25 protein-coding genes and 1 pseudogene are annotated in these 26144 nt (G+C 71.2%); 18 read left to right on the forward strand and 8 right to left on the reverse strand.

The annotated features are described in order from the left end of the window. Positions 1–797: 797 nt before the first annotated feature. The gene (locus OIE67_RS38315) at positions 798–1145 is read right to left on the reverse strand and encodes a DinB family protein (RefSeq protein ID WP_326629695.1); all 348 of its coding nucleotides are present in this window, start codon (positions 1143–1145) and stop codon (positions 798–800) included. 643 nt (positions 1146–1788) lie between these two features. Here OIE67_RS38315 and OIE67_RS38320 point away from each other — a divergent pair. After that, complete coding sequence (locus tag OIE67_RS38320; protein WP_326629697.1) at positions 1789–3414, forward strand: CocE/NonD family hydrolase; 1626 nt, start codon at positions 1789–1791, stop codon at positions 3412–3414. Between the two features lie 440 nt (positions 3415–3854). After that, complete coding sequence (locus tag OIE67_RS38325) at positions 3855–4223, forward strand: hypothetical protein (protein ID WP_326629699.1); 369 nt, start codon at positions 3855–3857, stop codon at positions 4221–4223. A gap of 150 nt (positions 4224–4373) precedes the next feature. Here OIE67_RS38325 and OIE67_RS38330 read toward each other — a convergent pair whose 3' ends face one another. Further along, positions 4374–5183 (reverse strand): alpha/beta hydrolase, encoded by an 810-nt coding sequence (locus OIE67_RS38330; protein WP_326629700.1) that lies wholly within the window; start codon positions 5181–5183, stop codon positions 4374–4376. Positions 5184–5315: 132 nt separating this feature from the next. Between OIE67_RS38330 and OIE67_RS38335 the strand changes: the two genes are divergently transcribed. The 4 genes from OIE67_RS38335 to OIE67_RS38350 are packed head-to-tail and all read left to right on the forward strand — an operon-like array spanning position 5316 to position 7682. Continuing rightward, a complete protein-coding gene (locus OIE67_RS38335) occupies positions 5316–5804 on the forward strand; it encodes a methylated-DNA--[protein]-cysteine S-methyltransferase (RefSeq protein ID WP_326629702.1) in 489 nt (162 codons plus the stop codon). After that, complete coding sequence (locus OIE67_RS38340; protein ID WP_326629704.1) at positions 5801–6511, forward strand: 2OG-Fe(II) oxygenase; 711 nt, start codon at positions 5801–5803, stop codon at positions 6509–6511. The genes OIE67_RS38335 and OIE67_RS38340 overlap by 4 nt, the downstream gene beginning before the upstream one ends. Next, positions 6511–6963, forward strand: a complete 453-nt coding sequence (locus tag OIE67_RS38345; protein WP_326629706.1) for a type 1 periplasmic-binding domain-containing protein — start codon at positions 6511–6513, stop codon at positions 6961–6963. The genes OIE67_RS38340 and OIE67_RS38345 overlap by 1 nt, the downstream gene beginning before the upstream one ends. Beyond that, positions 6957–7682, forward strand: a complete 726-nt coding sequence (locus tag OIE67_RS38350) for an alpha-ketoglutarate-dependent dioxygenase AlkB family protein (protein WP_326645600.1) — start codon at positions 6957–6959, stop codon at positions 7680–7682. The genes OIE67_RS38345 and OIE67_RS38350 overlap by 7 nt, the downstream gene beginning before the upstream one ends. 75 nt (positions 7683–7757) lie before the next feature. Here OIE67_RS38350 and OIE67_RS38355 read toward each other — a convergent pair whose 3' ends face one another. Continuing rightward, entirely contained in the window at positions 7758–8456 is a 699-nt protein-coding gene (locus OIE67_RS38355) for a helix-turn-helix domain-containing protein (RefSeq protein ID WP_245956667.1), read from the reverse strand. Between the two features lie 166 nt (positions 8457–8622). On the opposite strand from OIE67_RS38355, the gene tnpA reads away from it, so the two are divergent. The 3 genes and pseudogenes from tnpA to OIE67_RS38370 all read left to right on the forward strand — a co-directional run bounded on the left by tnpA (position 8623) and on the right by OIE67_RS38370 (position 10217). Next, positions 8623–9033: an IS200/IS605 family transposase gene (tnpA, locus tag OIE67_RS38360; protein WP_456094171.1), complete on the forward strand. Its 411-nt coding sequence runs from the start codon at positions 8623–8625 to the stop codon at positions 9031–9033. Positions 9034–9049: 16 nt separating this feature from the next. Further along, positions 9050–9097, forward strand: a pseudogene (locus OIE67_RS38365) (hypothetical protein); the annotation flags it as partial. A gap of 394 nt (positions 9098–9491) precedes the next feature. Next, positions 9492–10217, forward strand: coding sequence for an RNA-guided endonuclease InsQ/TnpB family protein (locus OIE67_RS38370; RefSeq protein WP_326629710.1), 726 nt, complete (start codon positions 9492–9494; stop codon positions 10215–10217). Between the two features lie 91 nt (positions 10218–10308). Here OIE67_RS38370 and OIE67_RS38375 read toward each other — a convergent pair whose 3' ends face one another. Beyond that, positions 10309–11343 (reverse strand): alpha/beta hydrolase, encoded by a 1035-nt coding sequence (locus OIE67_RS38375; RefSeq protein WP_326629712.1) that lies wholly within the window; start codon positions 11341–11343, stop codon positions 10309–10311. Positions 11344–11406: 63 nt separating this feature from the next. Beyond that, positions 11407–12630, reverse strand: coding sequence for an amidohydrolase family protein (locus OIE67_RS38380; protein ID WP_326629714.1), 1224 nt, complete (start codon positions 12628–12630; stop codon positions 11407–11409). A gap of 100 nt (positions 12631–12730) precedes the next feature. Between OIE67_RS38380 and OIE67_RS38385 the strand changes: the two genes are divergently transcribed. Together OIE67_RS38385 and OIE67_RS38390 are read left to right on the forward strand one after the other, a co-directional pair. Continuing rightward, complete coding sequence (locus OIE67_RS38385; protein WP_326629716.1) at positions 12731–13186, forward strand: SRPBCC family protein; 456 nt, start codon at positions 12731–12733, stop codon at positions 13184–13186. 32 nt (positions 13187–13218) lie between these two features. Further along, positions 13219–14148, forward strand: a complete 930-nt coding sequence (locus OIE67_RS38390) for an ROK family protein (protein WP_326629718.1) — start codon at positions 13219–13221, stop codon at positions 14146–14148. A 129-nt stretch (positions 14149–14277) separates the two neighbouring features. On the opposite strand, the gene OIE67_RS38395 is transcribed toward OIE67_RS38390, so the two are convergent. After that, a complete protein-coding gene (locus tag OIE67_RS38395) occupies positions 14278–17436 on the reverse strand; it encodes a BTAD domain-containing putative transcriptional regulator (RefSeq protein WP_326629720.1) in 3159 nt (1052 codons plus the stop codon). An 82-nt stretch (positions 17437–17518) separates the two neighbouring features. Continuing rightward, positions 17519–17869, reverse strand: a complete 351-nt coding sequence (locus OIE67_RS38400; protein WP_106252357.1) for a nucleotide pyrophosphohydrolase — start codon at positions 17867–17869, stop codon at positions 17519–17521. A 41-nt stretch (positions 17870–17910) separates the two neighbouring features. Between OIE67_RS38400 and OIE67_RS38405 the strand changes: the two genes are divergently transcribed. Then, on the forward strand, positions 17911–18351 hold the full coding sequence (locus tag OIE67_RS38405) for a MarR family winged helix-turn-helix transcriptional regulator (protein ID WP_326629723.1): 441 nt from the start codon (positions 17911–17913) through the stop codon (positions 18349–18351). A gap of 46 nt (positions 18352–18397) precedes the next feature. Beyond that, positions 18398–19219, forward strand: coding sequence for an alpha/beta fold hydrolase (locus OIE67_RS38410; protein WP_326629725.1), 822 nt, complete (start codon positions 18398–18400; stop codon positions 19217–19219). On the opposite strand, the gene OIE67_RS38415 is transcribed toward OIE67_RS38410, so the two are convergent. Beyond that, positions 19216–20229 carry a LacI family DNA-binding transcriptional regulator gene (locus OIE67_RS38415; protein WP_106252354.1) on the reverse strand — a complete coding sequence of 338 codons (1014 nt, stop codon included), beginning with the start codon at positions 20227–20229 and terminating at the stop codon, positions 19216–19218. The genes OIE67_RS38410 and OIE67_RS38415 overlap by 4 nt on opposite strands. A gap of 144 nt (positions 20230–20373) precedes the next feature. Between OIE67_RS38415 and OIE67_RS38420 the strand changes: the two genes are divergently transcribed. The 5 genes from OIE67_RS38420 to OIE67_RS38440 all read left to right on the forward strand — a co-directional run bounded on the left by OIE67_RS38420 (position 20374) and on the right by OIE67_RS38440 (position 26072). Next, the gene (locus OIE67_RS38420) at positions 20374–21663 is read left to right on the forward strand and encodes an extracellular solute-binding protein (protein ID WP_326629728.1); all 1290 of its coding nucleotides are present in this window, start codon (positions 20374–20376) and stop codon (positions 21661–21663) included. Then, positions 21660–22619 (forward strand): carbohydrate ABC transporter permease, encoded by a 960-nt coding sequence (locus tag OIE67_RS38425; RefSeq protein ID WP_326629731.1) that lies wholly within the window; start codon positions 21660–21662, stop codon positions 22617–22619. The genes OIE67_RS38420 and OIE67_RS38425 overlap by 4 nt, the downstream gene beginning before the upstream one ends. Beyond that, positions 22616–23464: a carbohydrate ABC transporter permease gene (locus OIE67_RS38430; RefSeq protein ID WP_106252349.1), complete on the forward strand. Its 849-nt coding sequence runs from the start codon at positions 22616–22618 to the stop codon at positions 23462–23464. Before OIE67_RS38425 ends, OIE67_RS38430 begins: the two co-directional genes overlap by 4 nt. Before the next feature lie 9 nt (positions 23465–23473). After that, on the forward strand, positions 23474–24841 hold the full coding sequence (locus OIE67_RS38435) for a glycoside hydrolase family 5 protein (RefSeq protein WP_326629733.1): 1368 nt from the start codon (positions 23474–23476) through the stop codon (positions 24839–24841). A gap of 91 nt (positions 24842–24932) precedes the next feature. Further along, entirely contained in the window at positions 24933–26072 is a 1140-nt protein-coding gene (locus OIE67_RS38440) for a Fic family protein (RefSeq protein WP_326629735.1), read from the forward strand. The last annotated feature ends 72 nt before the right edge of the window (positions 26073–26144 follow it).

A 26144-nucleotide genomic window follows, 5' to 3' on the forward strand; every position in this document is an offset into this window, starting at 1 on the left:
GCCCCGATTGAGCTCCGGCGGCCCCGGGCTGAGCTCCGGCTGACCCGGACCGAGTTCCGGCCGGCACCGCCCGACCGATCCCTGGGCCTCTGGCTGGGACCTCCGACTGGTGCCCCTGAGCCCTGGGCCCGGGCTGGACCCCCGACTGAGCCCCGCTGCCCCCGGACTGGCCTCGGCTCTCTCTTGCCCCGCTGAGCCTGCATGAGCTCTGGGACCCCGGCTGACTGCCCCTTGGACTTCCGGCTGAGCCGCCGGCCGAGCTGCGGCAGAGATCCTCGGCTGAGTAGCGGTGGCCTTGTTGAGCCTGGTTGAGGGATGGGTCGGTGGATGACCGATGAAGGCGAGGGGAGCGGCGTGGTGGTGGCGACGGCCGCACGAAGAACGGTCGTCGCCACCACGTTGGCCGGCCTGTCCGCGGCGGATCCGACGCGTCGCCTCGCGGACCAGGCCGGACGGGTTTCCGTCCCCCTTGGCACAGTGTGGCCTGCGACGGCTCCCCGGCCGTGGTGGCCGGGCGTCCGTTTCCGATCTTCTCACCGTATCGGTCGTGACGTCGCGTATTCGCTTATAGCCGTGCCGGGACCAAACGTCTGGCTTTTTCGTACAGGGTGATCGTACGGCGTGGAAGCGGTTGATGTGAGGGCGGGTGGGGCCTCAGTTGTGGGTGAAGGCGTCCGTGCTGCCGGCACTGTCGTGTACGAACCAGTCCGGGTAACGGCCTGGCTGCGTACGGATCAGCCCGAGCGAGGGCAAGCTGTGCGCGGACCAGGCCCGGGCGGGGGTCAGTTGTGGGCGACTCAGTCCGGGTGGCGGCCTAGGTGAGCCAGCAGGTGGTCCTGTGGGGGCGAGTAGGCGGGGACGGGTACTGGTGGGGCGAATCTGCCTGGGCGGTCCTGGGCGGTGACGAACAGGCGGGCCAGGTCGAGCAGTTCCTCGGCCAGGAGCGGTGGGATCGGGCGGTGTTCGCCGCAGGCCATGGCCACGTCCCAGCCGTGCGCGGTGAGCTCGATGGCGCCGATCGCGGCCACCATCGGGCTGGTCAGGTGCCGGTCTCCTACGGGGACGAGGTCGTCGCGGGCCATGGCGGCCCATCGCCCGAGCACCTCCGTGGCGCCGTCCCGCACCAGGAGGGCTGGGTTGCCCACCCATGTCGGGGCGGCTGACGGCAGCCCGAACGACGACGGCCCGTACGCCGAAGGTCCGAACGACGAAGGTCCGAGCGAAGACGATCCGGGTGACGATGATCCGGGGGGCAAGTGCCCGGGTGACGGCGGCCCAGGTGGCAGCGGCCCAGATGACGGCAGGCCAGGCGATAGCGAACCCGGTGACGGCGGACCCGATGGTGGCGGACCGGTCAAGCGGCCGTGGGGGTTGGTGGCGAGGCTGCCTCCGAGGGGCTGCTGTGGGGGGTAGGGGTGGCTGGAGTCGGTGGGGATGGGGAAAAACGGGATGGGGTCGGTGGCGGCTTGGTTGAGGGTTTGCAGGGAGTCGGTCATGTGGTCCAGCAATCGTTGCAGGTTCCAGCCGGCGCACGGTGTGGCGCGGCAGAGCGCGGATGGGGTGACAGCGCGCAGGCTGCCGAGGGTGTAGTCGATGGCTCGTTCCAGCAGCGCCACGCCCGCCGCCAGCGCCCGTCCATGCTCGTCCATAACGCCTCCTCGTAGGTGCAGACCCAGGGTGGGCGGAAAAGTCATCGTCCTCGTGCGAGCGTTTCCGAGACGGTGTCGGGTATGTCCGCATTTGCTGCCTGGTGAGTCGTACTCTGGGCCGGGAGCGGAAGGATCTGTCATGGGCATGCTCAGCCGGCTGTTCGACCGACTCCTCGGTCTGCCCGAGGCCACGACGCCTGACATCGAGGTCGTCCGTGAGCTGCGCGTGCCGATGCCCGACGGCGTCGTCCTGCGCGCCGACCGTTACCGCCCGCGCGGGTCCGAGCCGCTGCCGGTGGTGCTGCTGCGGACTCCGTACGGCAAGCACAAGCTCGACGTCACCGGCACCGCCCGCGTGCTGGCCAGGCGCGGCATGCAGGTGGTCGTGCAGGACGTCAGGGGCACGTTCAGCTCGGGCGGCCGGTTCTCGGCCTTCCACCAGGAGAAGGAGGACGGTCTCGCCACCGCCGCCTGGCTGCGCGAGCAGCCCTGGTGCGACGGGCGGCTGGCGACGGCAGGGGCGAGCTACCTGGGGTACACGCAGTGGGCGATCGGCCCCTACCTCGACCCGCCGTTGGAGGCCATGTGCCTGGGGGTGACGGCCGGCGAGTTCAGGACGACGTTCTATCCGGGCGGCGTGTTCGCCCTGCACAACCTGCTGACCTGGGCGGCGCTGCTCGGCACGCAGGAGGACGCGTGGCTGAGCGGGCTGCTGCCGAACCCGCGCCGCGAGAGCCGGGTGCGGCGCGCCATGGCGCACGTGCCGATCGGCCGGTCGGACGTGGCCGCCATCGGCAAGCGGGTGCCGTTCCTGCGCGACGCCGCCGCCCACACCGAGGCGGACGACTCCTTCTGGGCCGACACCGACCACACCGCCACCGCCGCCGCGATGACGACGCCGACCAGCATGGTGACCGGCTGGTGGGACCTGCTGCTGCCCGCGCAGCTGCGTGACTTCGCGGCCCTGCGCGCGGCCGGGCGGCACAGCCGGATCCTGATCGGCCCCTGGGGGCACGACCTGGGCGCGATGCGGGCGCTCCTGGCCGAGGAGGTGTCCTGGTTGTCGGCGCATCTGCTCGGGGACACCGCCCAGCTCCAGCGCTCCCCGGTACGGCTCCACCTCCAAGGGGCGGGCGCCTGGCTCGACTTCGACAGCTGGCCGCCGCCGCGCTCCGTACCGACCGAGCTGCACCTGCTGGGTCGTCGAGCGCTCGGCTGGGACGGGCCGGGAACGGGCGGGCCCGACGGGTTCACCTACGATCCCGCGCGTCCCACGCGCTCGCCCGGCGGGCCGCTGCTCGACATGCGGGAGTCGAAACAGCGCGACAACCGCGCCGTCGAGGCCCGCCCCGACGTGCTCGTCTACACCGGCGCGCCGCTCCCCCGCCGGCTCGACCTGATCGGGCCCGTCTCGGCCACCGTGCACGTACGCACCGACACCGGGTACGCCGACCTGTTCGTCCGGTTGTGCGACGTCGACCGGGACGGCGTGTCGCGCAACGTCACCGACGGCATCCTGCGACTGCCGCCCGGGAACGAAGGCGTGGTCAGGGCCGAGGTCGAGCTGCAGCCGACCGGATACCGATTCCAGCCGGGACACCGGCTGCGGGTGCAGGTGGCGGGCGGGGCGTTCCCCCGGTTCGCGCGCAACCACGGGACCGGGGAGCCGGTGGGGGAAGCGGTGCGGACCCGGCCGACGCGCTTCGAGATCTTTCATGACGCGGAGCATCCGTCGTCGCTCATGCTGCCCGTGTTCGAGGGATGACGCTGGTACGACCTCAGTGGCGGACCTTTCCGCTGGGCGCGAAGAGGGAAAAGAGATGAATCGTCCCCTTCGGAACCTTTCCCGTTGAGCGCGAGTAAGGGAGGTGAAAGGAAGGGGCGGTTGCGGTGACGAGGTTGATGGTGCGGCGGTGGAGGGTCCGGAGTGAGCGCGCTGTGAGGGCTGCCGGCCTGTTCAGCGGTGCTGACCTGTTCAGTGGTGGTGGCCTCTTCGGTGGCCGCCGTCGGCGGGTGAGGGCGCTGCGGGTGCTGGTGGTCTGTTCGGTGGTGGTGGGGGTCGTCGGCGGGTGTGCGGGCGGGGGCGGGTCGGGTGAGGTCGCTGCCAGGGCTTCCGGTACGGCCCGGCCCTCCGGTGCGAGCGTCACGGCGACCCCTGAAGGCAGCCCGGCGGCGGTTCCTTCCGCGAGTGGGGCGACTCCCGTGGTGAGCGAGGGGAAGGGGTGCAACGGCACGCCGGTGTTCCTGGGTGAGGGGTTTCCTGAGGTGCGGGGGACGGCTCAGGGCGCCGAGTTGTGGGGGTTGCTGTTCGTCGGGCAGCCCCCGCTCAGCCGGAAGAAGGAGATCAAGATCGTGTGGCGGATGACCGGTGAAGGGCCGTTGCGGGTACGCGCCACGCTGCCGGACGGGAGCGCCGCCAAGCTGGCCTGGGGTCCTGAGCAGCACGGAGGATCGAACTGGAGGCGGCCCGGACAGGAGTGGGGCACCGGGTTCGTGTTCCCGAAGCCGGGATGCTGGAAGGTCGAGCTCACCCGGACCAGCGGCTCAGGGCATGCCTGGCTGCTCGTCAAGTGACCCGGCAACCGGCCTGACGTGCGGTACCGGAGGGTTTTCGGTCAGACGCGAAGGGCGGCTTTCCCGCCGATGCTCAGGGGTGGCGTTCCCGCCGAGCCGAAGAGCGCCACTCTCGTCGGGGTCGAAGGGGGGCGAAGGGGGGCGAAGGGGTCAGGTGGGGAGGGTGCGGTCGATGAAGGAGGTCACGTCGTCCAGGACCTCGTCCTTGTTGGTCTCGTTGAAGACCTCGTGCCTGGCCCCTGGGTAGATCCGTTCCGTGAGGTCGCCGCCTCGCACGGCATCGATGCCCGAGCGGCTGCCCGGCAGCGGGACGAGCTGGTCGTCCTCCCCGTGCACCCACAGCGTGGGCAGCGCGCCGAACGTGCCGCCCTTGGCGATCGTGTCCAGCGCCGTCGCGAACGCCTCCAGCGTCGTGCGCCTGAACGGGCCGTGCCACACCAGCGGGTCCTCGGCGTACGCGGCCCCGACGGACAGGTCGCGGGAGAGCGTGGCGGGGTCGATGGGGGTGTCCGGCGGCTCCTCGTACGTGAGCAGTTCGGGCACGATCGCCCACTCCCCGATCACCGGCCCGGACAGGACGAGCGCGGTCAGGCCGGAGGCGTAGCGCTGGGCGTAGCGGGCGGCGATCATGCCGCCCATCGAGTGGCCGATCACGACGACGGGGACGCCGGGATGGTCGGCCCTGGCCTGCTCCTCGACGGTGTGCACGTCGGTGACCACGTCTTCGAAGTCCTCGATCAGCACCCGGTCACCCTCCGACTTGCCGTGACCCATGTGGTCGAGGCCGTAGACGGCGGCACCGTGGCGGACGAGGCGGTCGGCCACGTACTCGTAGCGGCCGATGTGCTCGCCGTAGCCGTGGACCAGGATGGCGAGGTATCGGGGCAGGTCACGTGGCCACGCGCGGACCGTGATGCGGCCCTTGGCGCCGGTGAAGGTGTGCTCGCGCGACTCGGCCATGCTCACTCCTAGCTCGCAACTGCGGTGAGCGTACGCTTCCCGTTCGATGATCGTCCAATCCGGGCGGGAAAAGGGGTGCCGCGATGTCCGAAAACCGCCGCCCTGGACGGGCGCGGCGGTGTTGTAGAGGGTATGGACATCTACACCACGATCGACAGCCCGCTGGGTGAGATCCTGCTCGCCGGGGACGGTTCCGTGCTGACCCGCGTGTCGTTCGACGTGACCTCGGCGCGGGACGGGTGGCGGCGTGAGCCGCGCGCGTTCGCCGCGGCGGAGCGGCAGCTCGGCGAGTACTTCGCGGGCGAGCGTACCGCGTTCGACCTGCCGTTCTCCACGCGAGGCAGCACCTTCCACGAACGGGTGTGGGCGGCGGTGGCGGCGCTGCCGTACGGGACCACGATCAGCTACGGCGCGCTGGCCGCGCGCATCGGCGCGCCCGCCGACCGGGTCCGCGCCGTCGGAGCCGCCGTCGGCGCGAACCCGCTGCTCCTCGTGCTGCCCTGCCACCGCGTCGTCGCCGCGAACGGCGCTCTGACCGGGTACGCGGGCGGCCTCGAACGCAAGCACGCCCTGCTCACGCTCGAAGGCGTGCTGCAGCCCCAGCTCTGGAGCGCCTCATGACGAAGACGCTGGACCAGGTCGAGCGGGCCGACTGGGCCGGGCTGGCCGGAGAGCTGGACGCGTACGGGTGCGCGCTGACGCCGCAGGTGCTCACCCCGGAGGAATGCCGGCAGATCGCCGGATTGTACGAGGAGGCGGAATTCTTCCGGGCCACCATCGACATGGAGCGCTACCGGTTCGGCGCCGGGCAGTACCGGTACTTCGACCACCCGCTCCCGCCGCTGGTCGAACGGCTGCGGGCGGCGTTCTATCCCCGGCTGCTGCCGATCGCCCGGGACTGGGCGGCCAGGCTGGGGCAGCCCGCGCCGTGGCCGGACGATTTCGGTGAATGGCTGGACATGTGTCACGCGGCCGGCCAGACGCGGCCGACGCCGATCCTGCTGCGCTACCGGAGCGACGACTGGAACGCCCTGCACCGCGACCTGTACGGGGACCTGGTCTTCCCGCTGCAGGTGGTGATCGGGCTGGACCGGCCCGGCGCGGACTACACCGGCGGGGAGTTCCTGCTGGTCGAGCAGCGGCCCCGGGCGCAGTCGCGGGGGACGGTGACGCTGTTGCCGCAGGGACACGGACTGATCTTCACCACGCGGGACCGGCCGGTCCGGTCGGCGCGCGGCTGGTCGGCCTCGCCGGTGCGGCACGGGGTGAGCACCGTACGCTCCGGCCTGCGCCACACGCTGGGCCTCGTCTTCCACGACGCCAAGTGATGAAGGAGAGGGAGGCGGACGGGTTCGGGGCGGTGGAGTTGGCGCGGGTTGTCGAGCTTGTCCGAAGACAGGGCGCTCGTACGGTCGTGGTCGGGCATGGGCGGGATGCCGGGCCCGCCGCCGAGGCGTTCGCGCGGACCTGGGAGGGGACGGTGCTGGCGGTGGTCAGCTGGCCGGAGCGGGCGGCCTCCTGGCTGCGGCAGGCCAGGCGGTTCACGGCGGGCGAGCCGGACGCCTGGGTGGTGGCCGGCGCGCCGTCCGGGTGGGCCGGCATGAGTGAGCGGCTGCGGCGCAGCACGGAGTGGGATCCTGCCCGTACGTACGGCTTCGCCGCCACCGCCCGCGCGGTCGCGCTGGCCCCGCCTGGGACACTGGAGGGCATGCGCGGTGCCGACCACGACGGAAATGCCTGGCAGATCGGCCGAAACGTGATTTTTCGGGAAATATCGTGATCTCCCTCCCCCCGAGAGAAATCGCCCCCGGCGCGGTCCACGTCCCCGGCTGGCTCACGCTCGACGAGCAGCGTCACCTCGTGGACGCCTGCCGCGCCTGGGCCCAGGGCCCCGTGCCGATCCGGCACACCGTGCTGCCGAGGGGCGGCGTCATGTCGGTCCAGACCGTCTGCGTGGGCTGGCACTGGCAGCCGTACCGGTACACCCGCCTGGCCCACGACGTGAACGGCCGGCAGGTGGCGGACTTCCCCGGCTGGCTGGCCGACCTGGGCCGCCGCGCCCTGTCCGACGCCGACGGCCCCGCCGCCCGCGCCGAGAGCGCCGACGGCGGATCGACCACGTCCCGGCCGTACGAGCCCGGCGCGTACGGGCTCGACGTGTACGACCCCGACGCGTACGAGCCCGACACCGCGCTGATCAACTTCTACGACGGCGAGGCGAAGATGGGCATGCACCAGGACAAGGACGAGAAGTCCGACGCCCCCGTGGTGTCGCTGAGCATCGGCGACGCCTGCCTCTTCCGCTTCGGCAACCCCGAGACGCGCGGCCGCCCGTACACCGACGTGCGGCTCGCCTCGGGCGACCTGTTCGTGTTCGGCGGGCCGTCGCGCTTCGCCTACCACGGCGTCCCGAAGGTCTACCCGGGGACGGGCGATCCCGCCACCGGGCTGGCCTCCGGCCGGCTCAACCTGACGATGCGCGTCACCGGCCTGCGATGACGTGACCGAAGCACGTCACCGGCCTGCGATGACGCGGGCCGAGGCGCGTCACCGTCCTGCGACGGTCGAAGCGCGTCACTGCCCCGCGAGGACGTAGCCGAACTCGTCGTCGGCGAGCCGGCGCCGCAGCATGCGGACGACCTTGGCCCCGTCGTCCTGCGGACCCTCCCGGTAGAAGGGCTTGCCGTCGCGGCCGAACGTGATCGTCGAGCCGCCCTCCCACTTGCCGAGCAGCTCGGAGCCGAGCGTGAAGCCCTCGTCCGGCTCGAAACCGAGCGTGCGCGCGTAGTCGATGGACCCGTACACGAGCTGCCTGACCAGCTCGATCGGCACCTCCTGCCAGCCCGCGTACTCGCCGAAGAAGTATTCGCGGAAACGGACGAGGTCGCGGTCGTTGAGCACGTCGGGGCCGATGACGTTCTTCACGCCCAGGCAGTGGACGTCGGCCAGGTAGCCGCAGACCGACAGCCGGTCCCACGTGTGGCGGCGGGCGACGAGCACGGAGACCGCGCCGCCGGCGCCGGAGTCGGGGGCGTCGTCCACCCAGCCGGTGCTCCGGTCGAAGCCGAGCCCTTCGCTCCAGCCCGCGTTGATCCAGCAGCCGACGACCTCGGCCTCGGCCGGGTCGCCGCTCTCGGCGGCGCCGGCGGCTTCGGCGGCGACGGCCCGCACCAGCGGCGCGACGACCGACGGGGACACCTTGAGCGCGCGGGCGATCTCCTTGGGCGACTTGCCCTGCCGGCGCAGCTCGCGTACCTGGTCCTTCAGTTCCATCAGTACCTCCCGAGGGGACCGGCGGCTTGAGCCGTCGGGGGAATGGGGAGCGGGAGGGCCGCCAAGGCCCGAGCGTGCAGTGACCCGCCAGATTCGGCCATCAGAGATCTCCGTTCATCGCGCACTAGATATGTGACGTTTTCATAATGATCGTGTGACTCGTCAGGTGCGCGCCTCCCCCGGTGCGGCGTATGAGCTCGGGTACCACGTCGTGTGGTGCCCGAAGTACGGCGGTCCCGTTCTGGGCGGCCCGGTGAAGGCCCGCTTGGAGGAGCTGATCCGTGTCAAGGCCGACGAGCACGGGTGGGAGATCGTGGCGCTTGAGGTGATGCCCGACCACGTGCACCTGTTCGTCAAGCCGCATCCGAAGAACTCGCCGTCGTATGTGGCCAACCAGTTCAAAGGGTTCACCTCGCACCACCTGCGCGCCGAGTTCGCTCACCTGCGTTCCCAGTTGCCCACGCTGTGGTCGCGGTCCTACTTCGTGGCCACCGTCGGAGCCGTGTCCGCAGAGACGGTGCGGCGTTACATCGAGACGCAGTATGAGCGGGCGCCCCAGGCGGGTAGCCACGCGTAGGTCTTACAAATTCCTCATGCGTCCGACCGTGCATCAGCAGGCCGCGCTCACCGCGTGCCTGGACGACCACCGCGCCCTGTACAACGCGGCGCTTTTGGAGCGACGCGAGGCGTACAAGCGGTCCCAGGTGTCGATCCGGTACGGCGACCAGTCCGCCCAGCTCAAGGAGATCCGCGCCTGCGACCCCGATCAGGCGCACTGGTCGTTCTCCTCCCAGCAGGCCACCCTACGCCGCCTGGACAAGGCGTTCCGCGCGTTCTTCGACCGCGTCAAGGCCGGTCGCACTCCTGGCTTCCCGCGGTTCAAGGGCCGGGGCTGGTTCGACACGGTTGAGTGGCCCAAGGACGGCGACGGCTGCCGGTGGGACTCCCAGCCCGAGCACCCGTCCCGCCACGTTCGTCCGCCTTCAAGGCGTCGGGCATGTCCGCGTGCACCGGCACCGCCCGGTCCGGGGCCGGGTGAAGACGATCAGTGTCAAGCGGGAAGGCTCCCGCTGGTACGTCGTCCTGTCGTGCGACGACGTGCCCGCCGAGATCCTGCCCGCCACGGGTGCGGTCGTCGGCGTGGACATGGGCGTGGCGTCGTTCCTGACCACCTCGGACGGCGAGCAGGTCGGCAACCCGCGACACCTCGCGGCGTCCGCCGGGAAGCTGGCAGCCGCTCAGCAGGACCTCGCCCGTAACAAGCGCGGGTCCAAGCGCCGCCGTAAGGCGGTCGCCCGCGTCGCAGCCCTGCACGGCAAGGTCCGGCGTCAACGGCTCGACGGCGCGCACAAGGCCGCGAACGCCCTGGTCCGCGACTACGACATGATCGTGCACGAGGACCTGCGGATCGCGAACATGACCAAGAGCCCAGCCCCGAAACCAGACGGAGAAGGCGGCTACCTGCCCAACCGCGCGGCGGCCAAGGCCGGACTGAACAAGAGCATCCTGGACGCGGGTTGGGGGGTGTTCCTGGGCGTCCTCGCGCACAAGGCTGAAAGCGCCGGTCGAGAGCTGATCTCCGTGGACCCCCACAACACCTCCCGCACGTGCGCCCCATGCGGGCACATGGCGAAAGAGAACCGCGCCACCCAAGCCGAATTCGCCTGTACGGCGTGCGGCCACACCGCGCACGCCGACGTCAACGCGGCGATCAACATTCTCCGGGCAGGGCTTGCCCTTCGCGAAGCCGCAGCGGCTTAGCGAGAAGCTGCCCTCTTTAGTGGGCGGAGGAGTCACTGCGGCAGCCTAACGGTCACCGGCGCCCGCCGGTGGGCGCCACGACCGGGCGGGATCACTTGCTGAGCCGGCGCGACAACCAGGCGAGGGCGAGCGGGTAGCGGTACTCGATGCCGCCGTGACCCGCGTCGAAGAGCTCGAAGTGGATCCGCTCGCCCGGCACGCCCGCCGCCTGCACCGCCCGGTGGAACGCCACGGCGCCGAAGTCGAGGAAGTACTCGTCGCGGCGGCCGGCGTCGACCCAGATGGCGCGCATCGAACGCAGCGCCTCGGCGTAGCGGGGCTCACCGGCCATGACGACCGGGTCGCGGTCGAGCCAGCGCTGCCAGACCTCGGGCACCACGGCGCCCGTGTCGTCGAACGGCAGCCGCACGGTGCCGTCGTCGTCGGCGGAGTAGGCGGCCGCGTAGGCGTACATCTCCAGCAGTTCGAGGTCGCCCTCCTTGGTGCCGGCCAGGCGGCCGCGGAAGTCGGTCAGGAACGTGTCGTACGAGCCGTCGTACATGTCGCGCAGCCTGCGCGCCAGCCCGGGGAAGCTGGGCCGGGCGGCCACCTCGAACAGCGCGTCGCCGGCGTGCGTGGCCAGCGCGCCGAACACGTCGGGCGCCAGCATGGCGCTCACCATGGCCCCGTAGCCGCCGCTGGACTTGCCGGTGACGGCGCGGTGGTCGCGGTCGGCGATCGTCCGGTAGTGCGCGTCCACGTACGGGACGATCTCGTCGCGCAGGTAGGAGTGGTAGCGGCCGGTGCCGGGCGAGTCGAGGTACTGGCTGCCGCCGAGCGCGGTCCAGGCGTCGACGTACACGACGACGGCGGGCGGCACGTCGCCGCCGGCGAACAACGCGTCGGCCAGCTCGGGGTACGGCTGGCGGAACGGCGCCCGGTTGAACCACATGGCGACGTGCCCGGTGTAGCCGAGCAGCACGTAGATGGAGGGGTAGCGGCGCTCGGGGTCGTCGTCGTAGCCCGGCGGGACGTACACGACCAGGGGCCGCTCGTGCGGGTCGCCCAGGGGGTTGTCCCGCAGCAGCGCGCTGTCGACGACGTGGTGATCGAGACGTCCGGCCAGCTCGGCGGACCAGGGCAGCATGGGATCTCCTTCGTACGACGGACTCGGTCACTCCGGGGACGGACGCGACTCCGCTTCATGAGGTCAGCCGACCGACGAGGTCACGGTGTCCACGCCCGTCTGGCCGACGGAGCGCCCCGAGACCAGGACGAGCGCGAGGTCGCGCAGGTCGGCGAGGCGTTCGAGCGGATTGCCCGCGACGGCGATGAGGTCGGCCCGCTTGCCGGGATCGAGGCTGCCGGTGACCTCGCCCACCCCGCAGGCGTCGGCGGCCAGCACGGTGGCCAGCTCGATGATCTCCGCGTTGCCGTAGCCGGCCATCGCGAACACCTCCAGGCCGCCCACGTACAGGTCGGCCGGGTTCGCCACGCCGCCGGCCGCGAACCCGCAGTCGGTGCCCGCGATCTGGCGCACCCCCGCCTCCCGCATGGAGGAGATCCCGTGCAGCCAGCCGTCCAGCATCTCCTGCCCGTGCGCCGCGCGGATGCGCTCGAACGCGCCGTGCACGGTGGGGCAGACGTACGTGCCGGCGGCGGCGATCAGCTCGGCGAGCTTGGCGTCGTAGCGGTGGCCCGACGGGGTGAAGAACGTGCAGTGCTCGATGGTGGCGACCCCCGCCTCCAGGGAGCTGCGGATCGCCGCGTGCGCGTGGGCGTGGGCGGCGACACCCTTGCCGCGCGTGGCCGCCTCCTCGACGACGGCGCGCAACTGCTCGGTCGTGTACTGCGGCACCCAGCTGGGCGGCGCGCCCGGGGTCATCAGGCCGCCCGAGGCCATCACCTTGAGGCAGTCGGCGCCCGCGCGCAGGTTCTCCCTGGCCACCCGGCGCACGCCGGCCTCGTCGTCGGCCTCGCCGCCCATGTACCAGCAGTGGCCGCCGGTGAGGGTGATGGGCCTGGTGGCGGCGACGATGTGCGGGCCGACGGCCCGGCCCTCCTCGATCGCGTCGCGCAGCGCCAGGTCGAGGAAGTCGCGCGCGCCGAGGTCGCGGGCCGTGGTGACGCCCGCGGAGACGAGCTTGCGGGCGTTCTCCGCCATCCGCAGCAGCAGGTGGCGCTCGCTCTCGGGGCTGCGTCTGGTCACCGGATCGACCTGGGCGTCGAACCCCAGGTGCACGTGCGCGTCGATCAGGCCGGGCAGCACGGTGTGCTCCGGCAGCTCCAGGACCTCGCCGCCCTCGCCCGCCTCGCCCGCGCTGCCGCGCGGCCCGACGGAGACGATCCGGCCGCCGTCGATGAGGACCTCTCCGTCGGCGATCACCTCTCCCCGGCGTCCGGTGAGCACCCTTGCCGCGCGAACGATCCTCATGCGCTCCACCCTGCCACGCGCCTAAAGGTGAGGAGAAGGGGATCGTAAGCCGCGCACGGCATCGTTGAGGTCATCAAGCCACAGAGCATGGAGGACCGGGATGATGAGCCAGACCGCCGAATACGACCTCATCCGCGACTTCGACGCCCCCCGCGAGACGGTGTGGGCCGCCTGGACCGAGCCCGAGCGGTTCTCCCGCTGGTTCGGGCCGGAGACGCTGTCCACGCCGGTGGGCCGGATCACCCTGGACGCGCGGCCGGGCGGGGCCTGGCAGACGACGCTGGTGGGCGAGGAGGGGTTCGAGGTGACGATGGGCGGGACGTACCGGGAGGTGTCGGCGCCGGAGCGGCTGGTGTTCACCACCGGCGACCCCGACAACCCCGGCGACGCGCCCGCGTCCGTCGTGACGATCCGCCTGACCGAGGCGGACGGCAGGACCGAGATGCGCTTCCACCAGTACGGCGTCAACACCGACCAGGAGCATGCCGAGCAGGCCAAGGCGGGCTGGATCACCTTCTTCGACCGCCTGTCCGCGCACGTCGAGGCCCGCTCCTGAACGGTGGTCCCCCCGTGGGGGACGATGTCCCAATGGACTATGTCGCGGCGGTCGATGTCGGTGGAACCACCATGAAAGGCGGATTCATCGCCAGGGACGGGACGATCCTCCACTTCGAACGCCGCCCGACCCCTCGCGCCGAAGGCCCCGACCGGGTCATCGAGGCCGTCTCCACCTTCGTCACCGACCTGTCCCGCCCCCGGAACGGCGTCCTGAGCGGGGACCCGGGTGAGGGGCGGCTGGTGGGGGTGGGGGTGGCTGTGCCGGGGTTGGTGACGCCGACGCACGCGGTCTTCGCCGCCGCGTTCGGCTGGCGTGACGTGCCCGCCGCCGCGTTCGCCGGTCCGCTCGCCGACGGGGACCTGCCCGTCGCGCTGGGCCACGACGTGCGCTCGGCCGGGGAGGCGGAGCTCGCCTACGGGGGCGGCGGGCGCGACGTGCTGTACCTGCCGATCGGCACGGGGATCGCGGGCGCCGTGGTGCTGTCGGGATCCCTGTACGGAGGCGCGGGAGGATGGGCCGGGCAGATCGGGCACATCCCGGTGTGGCCGGACGGGGCGGCCTGCGGATGCGGTCAGAGGGGATGCCTGGCGGCGTACGCGTCGGGCTCGGCCGTGGCGGCGCGGTGCGAGGTGGGCTCGGCCGAGGAGGTGGTCCGGCTGGTCGCGTCAGGGGACGCGCGGGCCGCGAAGGTGTGGGCGGACGCGGTGGAGGCGCTGGCCGTGGCGCTGGCGACGTACACGCTGACCCTGGATCCGGCGGAGATCGTCATCGGCGGCGGGGTGTCGCTCGCGGGCGACGCACTGCTCGTGCCGCTGCGCGAACGGCTGGCCGCCCGGCTCTCCTTCCGCCCGGCCCCCGTGATCCGGGCCTCGCGCCTGGGCCCGCGGGCCGGCCTGCTGGGAGCGGGCCTCCTGGCCTGGCGCGCCGCCTCAGACGTCTCCCCCCGTCCCACGACCTGACCGCCGCCGATCCGACGGCCGGCCGAGCGGCCACGATCCCGCCTCGACTCGACGGTGGCGGCCACGAAGGACTACGGCGGCTCAGCCGTGACGACGGAAGGGTCGGACGGTGGCTGAGCGGCCCGTCGGTCACCCGAGCGGCGTGAGCAGGTTCTGGGCGTCGTCGAGCTTGTACGACGCCCCCTTCGCGTACGCCGCCGCGAACGCCTCCTCCCCCAGCTCCTCCCGTGCCCGCGCCGCGGCCCGCGAGATGTCGACCTGTTCCGGCATCCCGGCGGGCGACTGGTGCTGCCGCCTGGCCGCGTCCGCCAGCCCCAGCAGGATCGCGGTCAGTTCGGCCGAGTCAGCGGCCGCGGCCGCGCCCTCGACGGCGCTCGCCATCGTCCGGGGGTCCCCGACCTTCGCGCCGGCGGCCAGCGCCTCGATGTGCAGCTCCATGGCGGCGGTCCTGTCGCCGCGCAGCTCCCTCAGGTAGCCGAGTTCGAGCAGTGTGTCGGGCAGGTGCAGGGCCGGCTCCGCGTCGGGGTCCCTGGACAGCGGTTCGAGCAGGTGGAGCAGGTGCTTCTCGGCCAGCTCCAGTCGCCCCGACCGGCGGGCGGCGTAGGCCAGGCCCATCTCGGCCATGGTGGAGCCCTTGCTGTACCCCTGGGCCTCGGCCAGCTTCAGCGCCCGGCCGGACAGCTCGACGGCCCGGTCGAGGTCGCCGCTCTGCATGGCGACCCAGCCGAGCCAGGCGATGTGCGTGCAGACCTCCGACCACAGCCCGAGCTCCTCGGCCATGCGCAGCCCCTCGCCGAACAGCTGGACGGCCCGTTCGACGTCGTTGGACATCTGGGCCAGCGAGGCGAGCCATTCGGTGGCCCGCAGCAGCCCCCACCGGTCCCCCAGTTCGGTGAACAGCCGGGCGCTCTCTCCCGCGATCCGTTCGAGCGCCTCGACGTCGCGCACGGTGAAGGCGTCCATGGCCTGCCGGGTGAGCGCGGTGGCGATGCCCCACCGGTCGTTCAGCTCCCTGAACGTGACCAGCGCCCGCTCCACCAGCAGTTGCCCGGTCGGCATGTCGTCGACGTGCAGCGCGGCGAACAGCTCGGCCCTGGCCCGCTCCCCCGGGTCCTCGATGGCCTCGATCACGGGCTTCCAGTCGGCTCGTTCGCCCGCCAGGAGAGCGAACCCGACCTCCCACCCCGCTGCCCTGGACAGCGCCGCGCCGGCGTCTTGGGTGCGTGGGATCGCCAGGGCCGTCGCGAGAGCGCGTCTGCCCTCGGCCAGCCGGCCGCGCAGGAACCAGTACCAGGCCAGCGCGTTGACCAGCCGCGCCGCCCCGCCGGCGTCCCCCCGCGCCACCGCCGTGTCGAGCGCCGCGCGCATGTTGGCGGCCTCGGCGTCCAGGCGCGGCAGCCAATCCCGCTGCTCGGCCCCGTACAGACCGGGCTCAGCGCGTACGGCCAGGTCCAGGTAGTGGTTCAGGTGCGCCAGGCGGACCCGATCGAGCTCGCCGGCCTCCGACAGCCTGGCCAGGCAGTACTCCGACACCGACTCCAGCAGCCGGTACCGCATCCCGGCGGGGCCGTCCACGACCACGACCAGGGAGCGGTCGACCAGGCGGGCGAGCAGGTCCAGCACGTCGAGCCCGCTCTCGCCGCCGGCCGCGCACACGGACTCGGCGGCCTCCAGCGTGCAGCCGTCGGCGTGCACGGCCAGGCGGCGCAGGACGACGCGCTCGTCCTCGGACAGCAGGTCCCAGCTCCAGTCGATCACGGCGGTGAGCGTCTGCTGGCGGGCCGGCGCGCCGCGCTGCCCTGAGGCCAGCAGCCGGAACCTGTCGTCCAGCCGGGACACCACCCCGTGCACGCCCAGCGCCCGCACCCGGGTCGCGGCCAGCTCCAGCGCCAGCGGGATGCCGTCGAGGCGGCGGCACAGCTGCGCGACGGCCTGCGCGTTGCCCGCGTCCAGCGCGAAGCCCCTGGCGGAGGCGGCGGCCCTGGAGACGAACAGCCGTACGGCGTTGGAGCGCGCCATGGCGGCCAGGTCGGCACTGGTGGGCACGTCGAGCGGCGGCACGCTCCACAGCACCTCGCCGGAGACGGCCAGCGGCTCCCGGCTCGTGGTCAGGATGCGCAGGTCGGGGCAGGCCCCCAGGAGCAGCTCGGCCAGCTCGGCGACCTGGTCGACCACGTGCTCGCAGTTGTCGAGCAGGAGCAGCGTGCGCCGGGTCCTGAGCGCGGCGGCCAGCCGCCCGCCCAGCACCGCGAGCTCCCCGCCGGCCTCCTCCCTGATGTCCAGGGCCGCCATGACCGCCTCCGCCGGGGACCGGGAGCCCTGGTCCAGCGCCACCAGCCAGGCCCCGTCGGCGAATCCGTCGGCCAGCCGGTTCGCCGCCTCCAGCGCCAGCCGGGTCTTCCCGACCCCGCCGCTGCCGGTGAGCGTCACCAGCCGTTCCTCCTCGACCAGCGCGCAGACCTCGGCCAGCGCCTCCTCCCGGCCGATCAGCTTGCTGACGGGGGCGGGCAGGTTGGTCACGGGACGCCCGGCGGGCACGCTCAGCGCCGGATCCTGGCCGAGGATCGCCTGGTGCAACGCGACCAGCTCGGGCCCTGGGTCGAGGCCCAGCTCGTCGGCCAGCCGGTCGCGCAACTCGCCGTACGCGGCCAGCGCCTCGCTCTGCCGCCCGGCCCGGTACAGGGCGCGCATGTGGACGGCGCGCAGCCGTTCCCTGAGCGGATGGCGGCCCACCAGGTCGCCCAGCTCGCCGACGAGCAACCCGTGCTCGCCCAGCTCCAGGCGCGCCTCGGCGTGCTGTTCCAGCGCCGACAGCCGCTGCTCCTCCAGGCGGTGCACGGCCGAGCGCGTGTACTCCTCGTCGGCGAAGTCCGCGTACGCGGGCCCGCGCCACAGCGCCAGCGCGTCGGCCAGCAGCCCGGCCCTGGTGCGCGGGCTCTCGGTGTTCTCGGCCCTGGCCAGCAGCTCCGCGAAGCGTACGGCGTCGAGCGCGCCCTCGTCGGTGCGGAGCAGGTAGCCGGGCGCGCGGGACACGACCAGGTTCTTGCCGCCGGCCTCGGCGTCCTCGAACGCCTTGCGCAGCTGCGAGACACGGACCTGCAGCGCGCCCGCCGGATTGGCCGGCTGCTCCTCGCCCCACAGGTCGTGCACGAGCCGGTCGGCGGAGACGGGGTGGCCCTCGTGGACGAGCAGGTCGACGAGGAGCGCCCTGACCTTGAGACCGGGAACCGTCACGGCCTGCCCCGCGTCGGTCCAGACCGCCAGCGGCCCCAGCACCCCGAATTTCATGGTGGTCACCCTATGTGCTTTTGTCCGCGCGGCTGAGCCTTTGGCAAGCACGCGGGCGACAGGGCCGACGGGGCCCGGCGGATCAGGAGGGTGGGGCCTTTCTGGCGGATCCGCGGTAGCGCTCGGCGTCGTAGCGGCGGTCGTTGTCCTCCAGTTTGGCCCGCGCCGCCTGCACCAGGTCCACGCCGAGCACGTCCGCCAGCCGTACGAGATAGAGGGTCACGTCGCCCAGCTCGGTGCGCATCCTGGCCAGCGTGTCGGGGTCGGGGTTCGCCGACTCCTCGGCGGTGAGCCACTGGAACTCCGCCACCAGCTCGCCGACCTCGCCCGCCAGCGCCATGGCGAGGTTCTTCGGCGTGTGGAACCCCTCCCACTCCCTGACCCGCGCGAACTCGCGCAGCCGTTCGGCAAGACACTCCAGCTCCGTCGTCACGTCACCCGACCCTACCGACCCCCGCCTGTAGGGTGCTGCGGGTGAATGGGGTCGAGTTGTTCCTGCTGGGCCGGACGCTGATGAAGATCGGCGAGGAGGCGATGCCGACCGAGGGGATCGGCGAGCAGTCCACGAGCGTGCGCACCGTGCTGATCGTGGTGAGCGACCTGCGTGCCCATCCGGACACCACGGTGGGCGCGATCGCCGCCCGTACGGGGCTGCCGCAGAGCGCGGTGTCCGCGGCCATCGCGCGGCTGCGCACGGCGGGCGCGGTGACGGCCGAGACCGATCCGCGGGACCGGCGGCGCACGATCATCCGCGAGACGCCCGAGGTGTCGGAGCGGGTGTCGCAGATCAGGGACACGCCGATCGACGACGCGCTGGCGGCGGCGCTGGGCACGGAGGACCCGCAGCGCGTCCGCAGGACCGTGACGGCGCTGGAGGAACTGGCGGACCAGCTCATCCCGGACCTGCGCGGTTAATCCATCAAATTTGATGCATCAGAAATGATGGATTAGAGTGACGGGCATGAGCACAGACCTCCTGCGCGTGCCGGGCGCCCGCCTCCACTACGAGATCCGCGGCTCGGGGCCGTACCTGCTGATCTCCCAGAGCGGCGAGGGCGACGCGGACCGCAGCGCCGACCTGGTCGACCTGCTCGCCGCCGAGCACACCGTGATCACCTACGACCGGCGCGGCCTGAGCCGCAGCACCATCGACGCGGGCCCGGGCGTCACCGTCGAGCAGCACGCCGACGACGTGCACCGGCTGCTCGCGCACCTCACCGACCGGCCCGTCGTCATGCTGGGCCAGAGCCTGGGCGCCTCCATCGGCCTGCACCTGGCCGTCCGCCACCCCGAGCAGCTCAGCCTGCTCATCGCCCACGAGCCCGTCTCGCCCTGGCTGCTGCCCGCGCCCGAGCGGGCCGGGCACCGCGCCGAGCTGGCCGAGCTGCGCGAGCTCTACCTGCGGGCCGGGCTGCCCGTCGCGCTCAAGGAGGTGGCGCGCGTGCTCGGCATCACCGGCGGCGACACCGAGCCGGGGCTGACCCCGCAGCCCATGACACCACTGCGCCGGGCGAACTTCGACTTCTTCCTCCGGCACGACTTCCGCGCCGTCATCGAGGACGAGCTCGACCTCACCGGCTGCCGCACCCGCATCGTCCCCGCGACCGGGGTCGCCACGCCGCGCACCGTCTTCGACCACCGGTGCGCGGTCGAGCTGGCCAGGCGGCTCGGCACCGTGCCGGTGGAGTTCCCCGGCGGCCACAACGGCAACACCAGCCATCCCCGCGCGTACGCCGCCCGCCTGCGCGACCTGCTGCGGCCTGAGGCCGGGCAGGACTGCTAGAGCTCGTGGCGGGCCGTGCTGTCCCTGACGATCAGCTCAGTGGCCAGTTCGACCCGTTTCGTCTCCGGTACGTCCCCGTGCCCCATCGCCAGCACCGTCCGCGTGGCCAGGGCCGCCATCTCCTGCAGCGGCTGGCGTACGGTCGTCAGCGGCGGCCAGGCCGACTTGGCCAGCGGCAGGTCGTCGAAGCCCACCACGCTCAGGTCCTCGGGAACGCGCAGCCCGCGCTGGCGGGCGGCCTCGAAGACGCCGAAGGCCATGAGGTCGCTGCCGGCGAAGATGGCGGTGGGCGGCTCCGGCAGGGAGAGCAGGGCGTGACCCTGGTCGTGGCCGGAGTCGACGAGGAACGTGCCACGTTTGATCAGGTCGGGGATGACCGGAAGTCCGGCCGTCTCCAGAGCCGCGCGATAGCCGTCGATCCGCGCCTGGCTGCACAGCATGTCGGCCGGGCCGCTGATCATGCCGATGCGCCGGTGGCCGAGCTCCAGGAGGTGGCGGGTGGCGGCGAGGCCGCCGTTCCAGTTGGTCGCCCCGACCGACACGACGCCGGGCGCGGGCTCGCCTTCGGGGTCCACCACGGCGAACGGCAGCGAACGGGCGCTGAGCTGGGCCTGGATGCCGGTCGACAGGCGCGAGGCGACGATCACCACGCCGTCGGTCCTCCGCGCCGCCAGGCGTTCCAGCCAGTCGCGGCCGGGGCCGGCGTGCGTGTGCAGGACGGAGACGACGACGCTGGCGCCGGCCTCGTGGGCCGCGCTCTCCGCGCCGCGGACGATCTCCATGGCCCAGGGCGACTCGATCTCGGCGAACACCAGGTCCACCAGGCCCGCCGGGGTGTCGTCCTGGCTGATCCGGCGCTGGTAGCCGTGCTCCTGGAGCAGCCGTTCGACCCGGTGGCGGGTCGCCGGGGCGACCTCCGGGCGCCCGTTGATGACCTTGGAGACCGTCGGGATGGAGACTCCGGCCTCCTCCGCGATCAGTGCGATCGTCACCCGCCTCTTCGCTGACACAAATCGGGAGTGTATCCGAAAGTTTCGGTTTGGGATCGCTCCCAGCCGAGGTGTTGACGCTTAACACAGCGTTTACTTACGATCGCGGCATCGAAATTATCGGGGGGTTCACGAAACTTTCGCCCAGCTGAGGAAGGGACCCCTATGAAACGCAGTCTGGTGTTAGCCGCCGCCGTCGTCCTCCTGACCGGCTGTGGTGGTGGTGGCGGAGGCGGTGAGGCCGCTCCGCAGCAGAGCTCGGGCGGCGCGCCCGCGAAGGTGACGCTGGAGTGGTGGCACCTGTCGACCGCCGAGCCGCTCAAGTCGCTCTGGGCCCAGCGGGCCAAGGAATTCGAGGCCAAGAACCCGCACGTCACGATCAAGGCGACGGTGCTGGAGAACGAGGCGTACAAGGCCAAGCTCACCACCATCACGCAGTCGGGCAAGGCCCCCGACGTCTTCGCCAGCTGGGGCGGCGGTGTGCTCAAGCAGCAGATCGACGCCGGGCTGGTCAAGGACATCTCCGCCGACGTCGCCGACGTGCTGCCGAACTTCACGCCCGCGGCGCTGAGCGCGTACCAGCTCGACGGCAAGACCTACGGCCTGCCGACCGACATCGGCATGGTGGGCTTCTGGTACAACAAGAAGCTTTTCGAGAAGGCGGGCATCACCGAGGCCCCGGCCACCTGGTCGGCGTTCCTCGAGGACGTCAAGAAGCTGAAGGCCGCGGGCGTCACCCCGATCGCGCTGGCCGGCAAGGAGAAGTGGCCCGGCCACTACTACTGGGCCTACCTCGCGATGCGCATCGCCGGCCTGGACGCGCTCAAGCAGGCGGCCTCCGACCACGACTTCACCAAGCCCGACTTCGTGGCCGCGGGACAGCAGGTCAAGGCGCTGGCCGACCTGCAGCCGTTCCAGAAGGGCTTCCTCGGCGCGGCCTACTCCACCCCCGACGGCCAGTCCGCGACCGTGAGCAACGGCAAGGCGGCCATGGAGCTGATGGGCCAGTGGGCGCCCAGCGTGCAGGCCGACTCGGGCAAGGGCCTCGGCGACGACCTCGGCTTCTTCGCCTTCCCCTCCGTCGAGGGCGGCAAGGGCTCGGCCGGTGACGCCTTCGGCGGCGGCGGCGGGCTGACCGTGGGCACGGACGCGCCCAAGGAGGCCGTCGACTTCGTCAAGTTCATGACCGAGATGGGCAACCACAGCAAGGCCGTCGAAGCGGGCGGTGTGCTGCCGGTACTCAAGGGCGAGGAGAGCGCGGTCAAGGACCCCAACCTCAAGCAGGTGGCGACCATGCTGGCCAGCGCCAGCGGCTACCAGCTCTACCTCGACCAGGCCTACCCGCCGGCCGTCGGCCAGCAGGTCAACGACAGTGTGGCCGAGCTGATCGCCGGTACGAAGACACCGGAAGAGGTCGGCGCGGACATCTCAGAAGTCGCGAAGAGCGAAGGATGACGACTCTCACGAGAGGGCCGGAAGCGGTCAAGCTTCCGGCCCCCGTCCCCGCCGCCAGGCGCCGGGGACGCTGGGTGAGCATCGTCCTGTTCCTGCTGCCCGCTCTGGTGCTGTTCCTCATGCTCGTCGTGGCCCCCATGCTGGTGGCGATCTATTCGAGCGTGTTCAAGTGGAACGGCTTCGGCGGCCTGCCGACCGACTTCATCGGCCTGGACAACTTCACCCGGCTGTTCACCAGCGAGATCTTCGCCCAGGACCTGTGGCACCTGGCGGTCCTGGTGCTGCTGTCGATCTTCGTGCAGCTGCCGTTCTCCCTGGCCATCGCGATGCTGCTGAACCAGCGCATCCGCGGGCGGGCGCTCTACCGGGTGCTGTTCTTCGCGCCGTACGTGCTGTCCGAGGTCATCACCGGCGTGCTGTTCTCGCTGATCCTCTCGCCCGGCTCGGGCATGGCGAACCAGCTGCTGTCGGTGTTCGGCTGGGAGTCGGAGTGGCTGGCCGACCCGAACACCGTGATGCCGTCGCTGTTCCTGGTCATGACCTGGAAGTACTTCGGCTTCCACATGATGATCTACCTGGCCGGCCGGCAGAACATCCCGAACGAGCTGATCGAGGCCGCCCAGATCGACGGGGCCACGGGATGGAAGACGTTCCGGCACGTCACGCTGCCACTGCTCGGCCCGACGATCCGGATCAGCGTCTTCCTGTCCGTCATCTACACGATCCAGCTGTTCGACCTGGTCTGGATCCTCACCGGCGGCGGGCCCTCGCACTCCTCGGAGACGATGGCCGTCACGATGATGGACTGGGGGTTCAAGCGCTCCCAGGTCGGTTACGCCAGCGCGATCAGCGTGGTCATGTTCGGCCTCAGCCTCGTCTTCGCCCTGCTCTACCAGCGCTTCGTCATGCGCCGCGACCTTGAGGGCGCCACCACCAGTGCGGGAGGCCGGCCATGAGCCGCCAGCGGACGAAACCGGCCACCCCCCGGCGCAACACGCTGCCCCTGCACGTGATCGCGAGCGTGGTGGGCCTGTTCATGGTCATCCCGGTCGTCTACGCGCTGCTCGGCGGCTTCAAGGACAACAGCGAGCTGTCCGGCAACCCGTTCGGCCTGCCCGAGTCGTGGATCACGGCCAACTACACCGACGTGCTCGGTTCGGGCTCGTTCTGGCTGCAGGTCTGGAACAGCACGTTCATCGCGGTCATCACGACCGTGCTGACGGTCGCGCTGGCGGCGCTGGCCGGGTTCGTCTTCGCCAGGTTCGCCTTCCGCGGCAGGGAGCTGTTCTTCACCCTGTTCACCGCCGGGCTGATGTTCCCGTTCGCGGTGGCGATCCTGCCGATCTTCGTGCTGCTGCGCACGTTCGGGCTGCTGGACAACCCGCTGGGCGTGATCCTCACCCAGGCCGCCTTCGGGCTGCCGCTGACGATCATCATCCTGCGCGGCTTCTTCCGCAGCATCCCGGGCGAGATCGAGGAGGCGGCCACGATCGACGGGTGCACACCGTTCGGGTTCTTCTGGCGGATCCTGCTGCCGATGGCCCGGCCCGCCATCGCCACCGTCTCCGTGCTGGCCGTGGTCGGCAGCTGGAACAACTTCATGCTGCCGCTGGTCGTGTTCAGCGAGGAGAGCAGCTGGACGCTGCCGCTGGGCATCCAGCAGTTCCAGGGCCAGTACGCCTCCGACACCGCCCGCATCCTGGCCTATCTCATCCTGGCCATGGTGCCCGCGCTCGGGTTCTACGCCATAGCGGAACGTCATCTGGTCGGCGGGCTCACCGCCGGTGCCACGAAGGGGTGATCAGTCTTCATGCTGCACGTGTCCGGAACCCATCTCGTCCGGGACGACGACACACCGGTACGCCTGCGGGGGGTGGGTCTCGGGGGATGGATGAACATGGAGAACTTCATCACCGGCTATCCGGCGAACGAGTCCTCCATGCGGCACGCCGTGCGCTCCGTCCTCGGGGACGACCGGGCGGAGCTGTTCTTCGACCGGCTGCTGACCTCGTTCTTCACCGAACGGGACGCCGCTCTGCTGGCCGGGCTGGGCGTCAACTGTGTGCGCATCCCGGTCAACTACCGCCACTGGGAGTCCGACGACCGCCCGATGGAGATCGACGGGCGCGGCTTCCGTCACCTCGACCGGGTGATCGGGCTGCTGGGCGAGCACGGCGTCTACAGCGTGATCGACCTGCACGCGCTGCCCGGCTCCCAGAACCAGCACTGGCATTCCGACAACCCGACCCACGTGGCCGCCTTCTGGCAGCACCGGCACTTCCAGGACCGGGCGGTGCACCTGTGGGAGGTCATCGCGGACCACTATCGCGACCATCCGTGGGTGGCGGGATACAACCCGGTCAACGAGCCGGGTGACCTGACCGGCAAGGTGATCGGGCCGTTCTACGACCGCTTGGTGAAGGCGATCAGAGCCGCCGATCCGGGCCACATCCTGTTCCTGGACGGCAACACCTACTCCACCGATTTCTCGATATTTCGGGAGGTATATGAGAACACGGTTTTTGTCCTCCATGACTACGCGCTGGCCGGGTTCGCCCACGGGGGCCCGTACCCGGGATACACGCGCGGCGAGTGGTGCGACAAGGACGAACTGGAGCGTACGTTCGCCAAACGCTCCCGCTTCCAGCGCGAGACCGGCACACCGCTGTGGGTGGGCGAGTTCGGCCCCGTCTACACCGGCGACCCGGCCGTGGACGCCCAGCGCTACCAGATCCTGCGCGACCAGCTCGACATCTACGACGGGCACGGGGCGGGCTGGTCGCTCTGGACGTACAAGGACGTGGGACTGCAGGGCCTGGTGCACGCGGCGGGAGCGTACCTGGACCGGTTCGGCCCCTTCATCGCCAAGAAGCGACGGCTCGGCGTGGACCGATGGGGCTCGACCATGGAGGAGTCGGCGGACGAACTGGCCCCGCTGCACACCCTGATCGAGACGGAGTCCCCCCACTGGGACCCGTACCCGTGGGGCGCCCGCTACCAGTCCGACGACCTGATCAGGCACATCCTCCTGGCCCAGGCGCTGCTGCCGGAGTACGCGGAGCTGTTCCGCGACCTCGGGGACGACGACCTGCTCGCGCTGGCCGACTCGTTCCTCCTGGAACGCTGCGTCCGCCGCGAACCCTTGCTCGACCTCCTGTCCACCAACCTCCAGCAGTAACGGAACCACCCGCGCGTCACCCGCTTCGCCTGCCGCTTATCGGCGAAGCGGGCAGCACGCATAGATGACACTATCTTGGTATCATCAAGTTATGCTCTACGGAACGCCGAAGCTGACCGCCGCCGATCTCCGTGTTCTCGAGGACATCGAGGAGATGCGGCACGACCTGCGCATACACCTCCGTCCGGAGGAGCAGTGGACCAAACAGCTGCGGCGCAGCCTCACCGCCAGGGCCATCGTCGGCTCGAACACCATCGAGGGTTATGCCGCCTCGGTCGACGACATGGAAGCGCTGATGGCCGGAGAAGCGCCATTGGAGACCAGCGACGTGACGCGGCGGGAGCTGGAGAACTACCAACGGGCGATGACCTACATCCAGGCGCTCTCCGATGCCGGCGCCGAGTTCCGCTACGACCTCGGGCTGCTGAACGGTCTGCACTTCATGATGCAGGAGCCGCACAGGAGAAAGCGGCCGGGCCGGCTCCGGCAGAGGCCGGTTTACATTACGAGCGTTGACGATCCGACCGTCGCCGCCTACACGGGGCCCGATCCCAGCGTGGTGGCCGGGCTGATGGAGGAGCTCGTCCGATGGCTCAACGAAGGCGACCTGGACGCGCCGGTCCATGTCCGGGCCTCGATGGCGCACCTGAATCTCGTCATGATCCACCCCTGGGCCGACGGGAACGGACGCATGTCGAGGGCGCTGTCCACGCTGGTGTTCGCCAGGGAGGCGCTGCTGCCGCCGGAGTTCTCCTCCATCGAGGAGTGGCTGGGCAGAGGGCAGAACACCTACTCCTACTACCAGGTTCTGCAGGAGGTGGGCGGCCGGGAGTGGAGTCCGCACCGGTCGGCGCACGGGTGGATCAGGTTCTGCCTGCGCGCTCACCATCTGATGGCCCAGCAGGCCAGGCGCAGGGTCGATCTGCTGAGCCGGGCGTGGTCCGCCCTGTCGGAGGCGGCCGTGACCGACGGGCTGGACGAGCGGGCCGTCTTCGCCCTCCTTCCCGCCTTCTGGACGTCGCGCGTACGGCGGACCGTGTACCAGCAGGACGCCGACCTCAGCCCGCAACAGGCCGTGCGGGACATTCGCGAGATGTGCCGGCTCGGCTGGCTGACACCGGAGGGGCAGGCGCGAGGCCGCTACTACGTCGCGGGGCCCGCCATGCGACCCGTCATGGAGGCGGTCAGGCAGTCGTCGCAGCCCTACGACGATCCCTACCGCCGCAGGTGACGCCGGCCAGGACGGGATAACGCCTTTTCGGTTTCGGGTGGGACCAAACCTTTCGGCTTCTCGGGGGCGTCC

Source organism: Nonomuraea fuscirosea, assembly GCF_035917475.1.
Lineage (GTDB): Bacteria > Actinomycetota > Actinomycetes > Streptosporangiales > Streptosporangiaceae > Nonomuraea > Nonomuraea fuscirosea.

Coding starts and splice junctions, on each gene's coding strand:
- OIE67_RS38395 (WP_326629720.1), bottom strand. CDS start 17,436: ATGAAATTCGGGGTGCTGGGGCCGCTGGCGGTCTGGACCGACGCGGGG.
- OIE67_RS38330 (WP_326629700.1), bottom strand. CDS start 5,183: ATGGCCGAGTCGCGCGAGCACACCTTCACCGGCGCCAAGGGCCGCATC.
- OIE67_RS38410 (WP_326629725.1), top strand. CDS start 18,398: ATGAGCACAGACCTCCTGCGCGTGCCGGGCGCCCGCCTCCACTACGAG.
- OIE67_RS38375 (WP_326629712.1), bottom strand. CDS start 11,343: ATGCTGCCCTGGTCCGCCGAGCTGGCCGGACGTCTCGATCACCACGTC.
- OIE67_RS38430 (WP_106252349.1), top strand. CDS start 22,616: ATGAGCCGCCAGCGGACGAAACCGGCCACCCCCCGGCGCAACACGCTG.
- OIE67_RS38425 (WP_326629731.1), top strand. CDS start 21,660: ATGACGACTCTCACGAGAGGGCCGGAAGCGGTCAAGCTTCCGGCCCCC.
- OIE67_RS38335 (WP_326629702.1), top strand. CDS start 5,316: ATGGACATCTACACCACGATCGACAGCCCGCTGGGTGAGATCCTGCTC.
- OIE67_RS38355 (WP_245956667.1), bottom strand. CDS start 8,456: ATGGAACTGAAGGACCAGGTACGCGAGCTGCGCCGGCAGGGCAAGTCG.
- OIE67_RS38440 (WP_326629735.1), top strand. CDS start 24,933: ATGCTCTACGGAACGCCGAAGCTGACCGCCGCCGATCTCCGTGTTCTC.
- OIE67_RS38340 (WP_326629704.1), top strand. CDS start 5,801: ATGACGAAGACGCTGGACCAGGTCGAGCGGGCCGACTGGGCCGGGCTG.
- OIE67_RS38320 (WP_326629697.1), top strand. CDS start 1,789: ATGGGCATGCTCAGCCGGCTGTTCGACCGACTCCTCGGTCTGCCCGAG.
- OIE67_RS38420 (WP_326629728.1), top strand. CDS start 20,374: ATGAAACGCAGTCTGGTGTTAGCCGCCGCCGTCGTCCTCCTGACCGGC.
- OIE67_RS38435 (WP_326629733.1), top strand. CDS start 23,474: ATGCTGCACGTGTCCGGAACCCATCTCGTCCGGGACGACGACACACCG.
- OIE67_RS38345 (WP_326629706.1), top strand. CDS start 6,511: ATGAAGGAGAGGGAGGCGGACGGGTTCGGGGCGGTGGAGTTGGCGCGG.
- OIE67_RS38390 (WP_326629718.1), top strand. CDS start 13,219: ATGGACTATGTCGCGGCGGTCGATGTCGGTGGAACCACCATGAAAGGC.
- OIE67_RS38385 (WP_326629716.1), top strand. CDS start 12,731: ATGATGAGCCAGACCGCCGAATACGACCTCATCCGCGACTTCGACGCC.
- OIE67_RS38380 (WP_326629714.1), bottom strand. CDS start 12,630: ATGAGGATCGTTCGCGCGGCAAGGGTGCTCACCGGACGCCGGGGAGAG.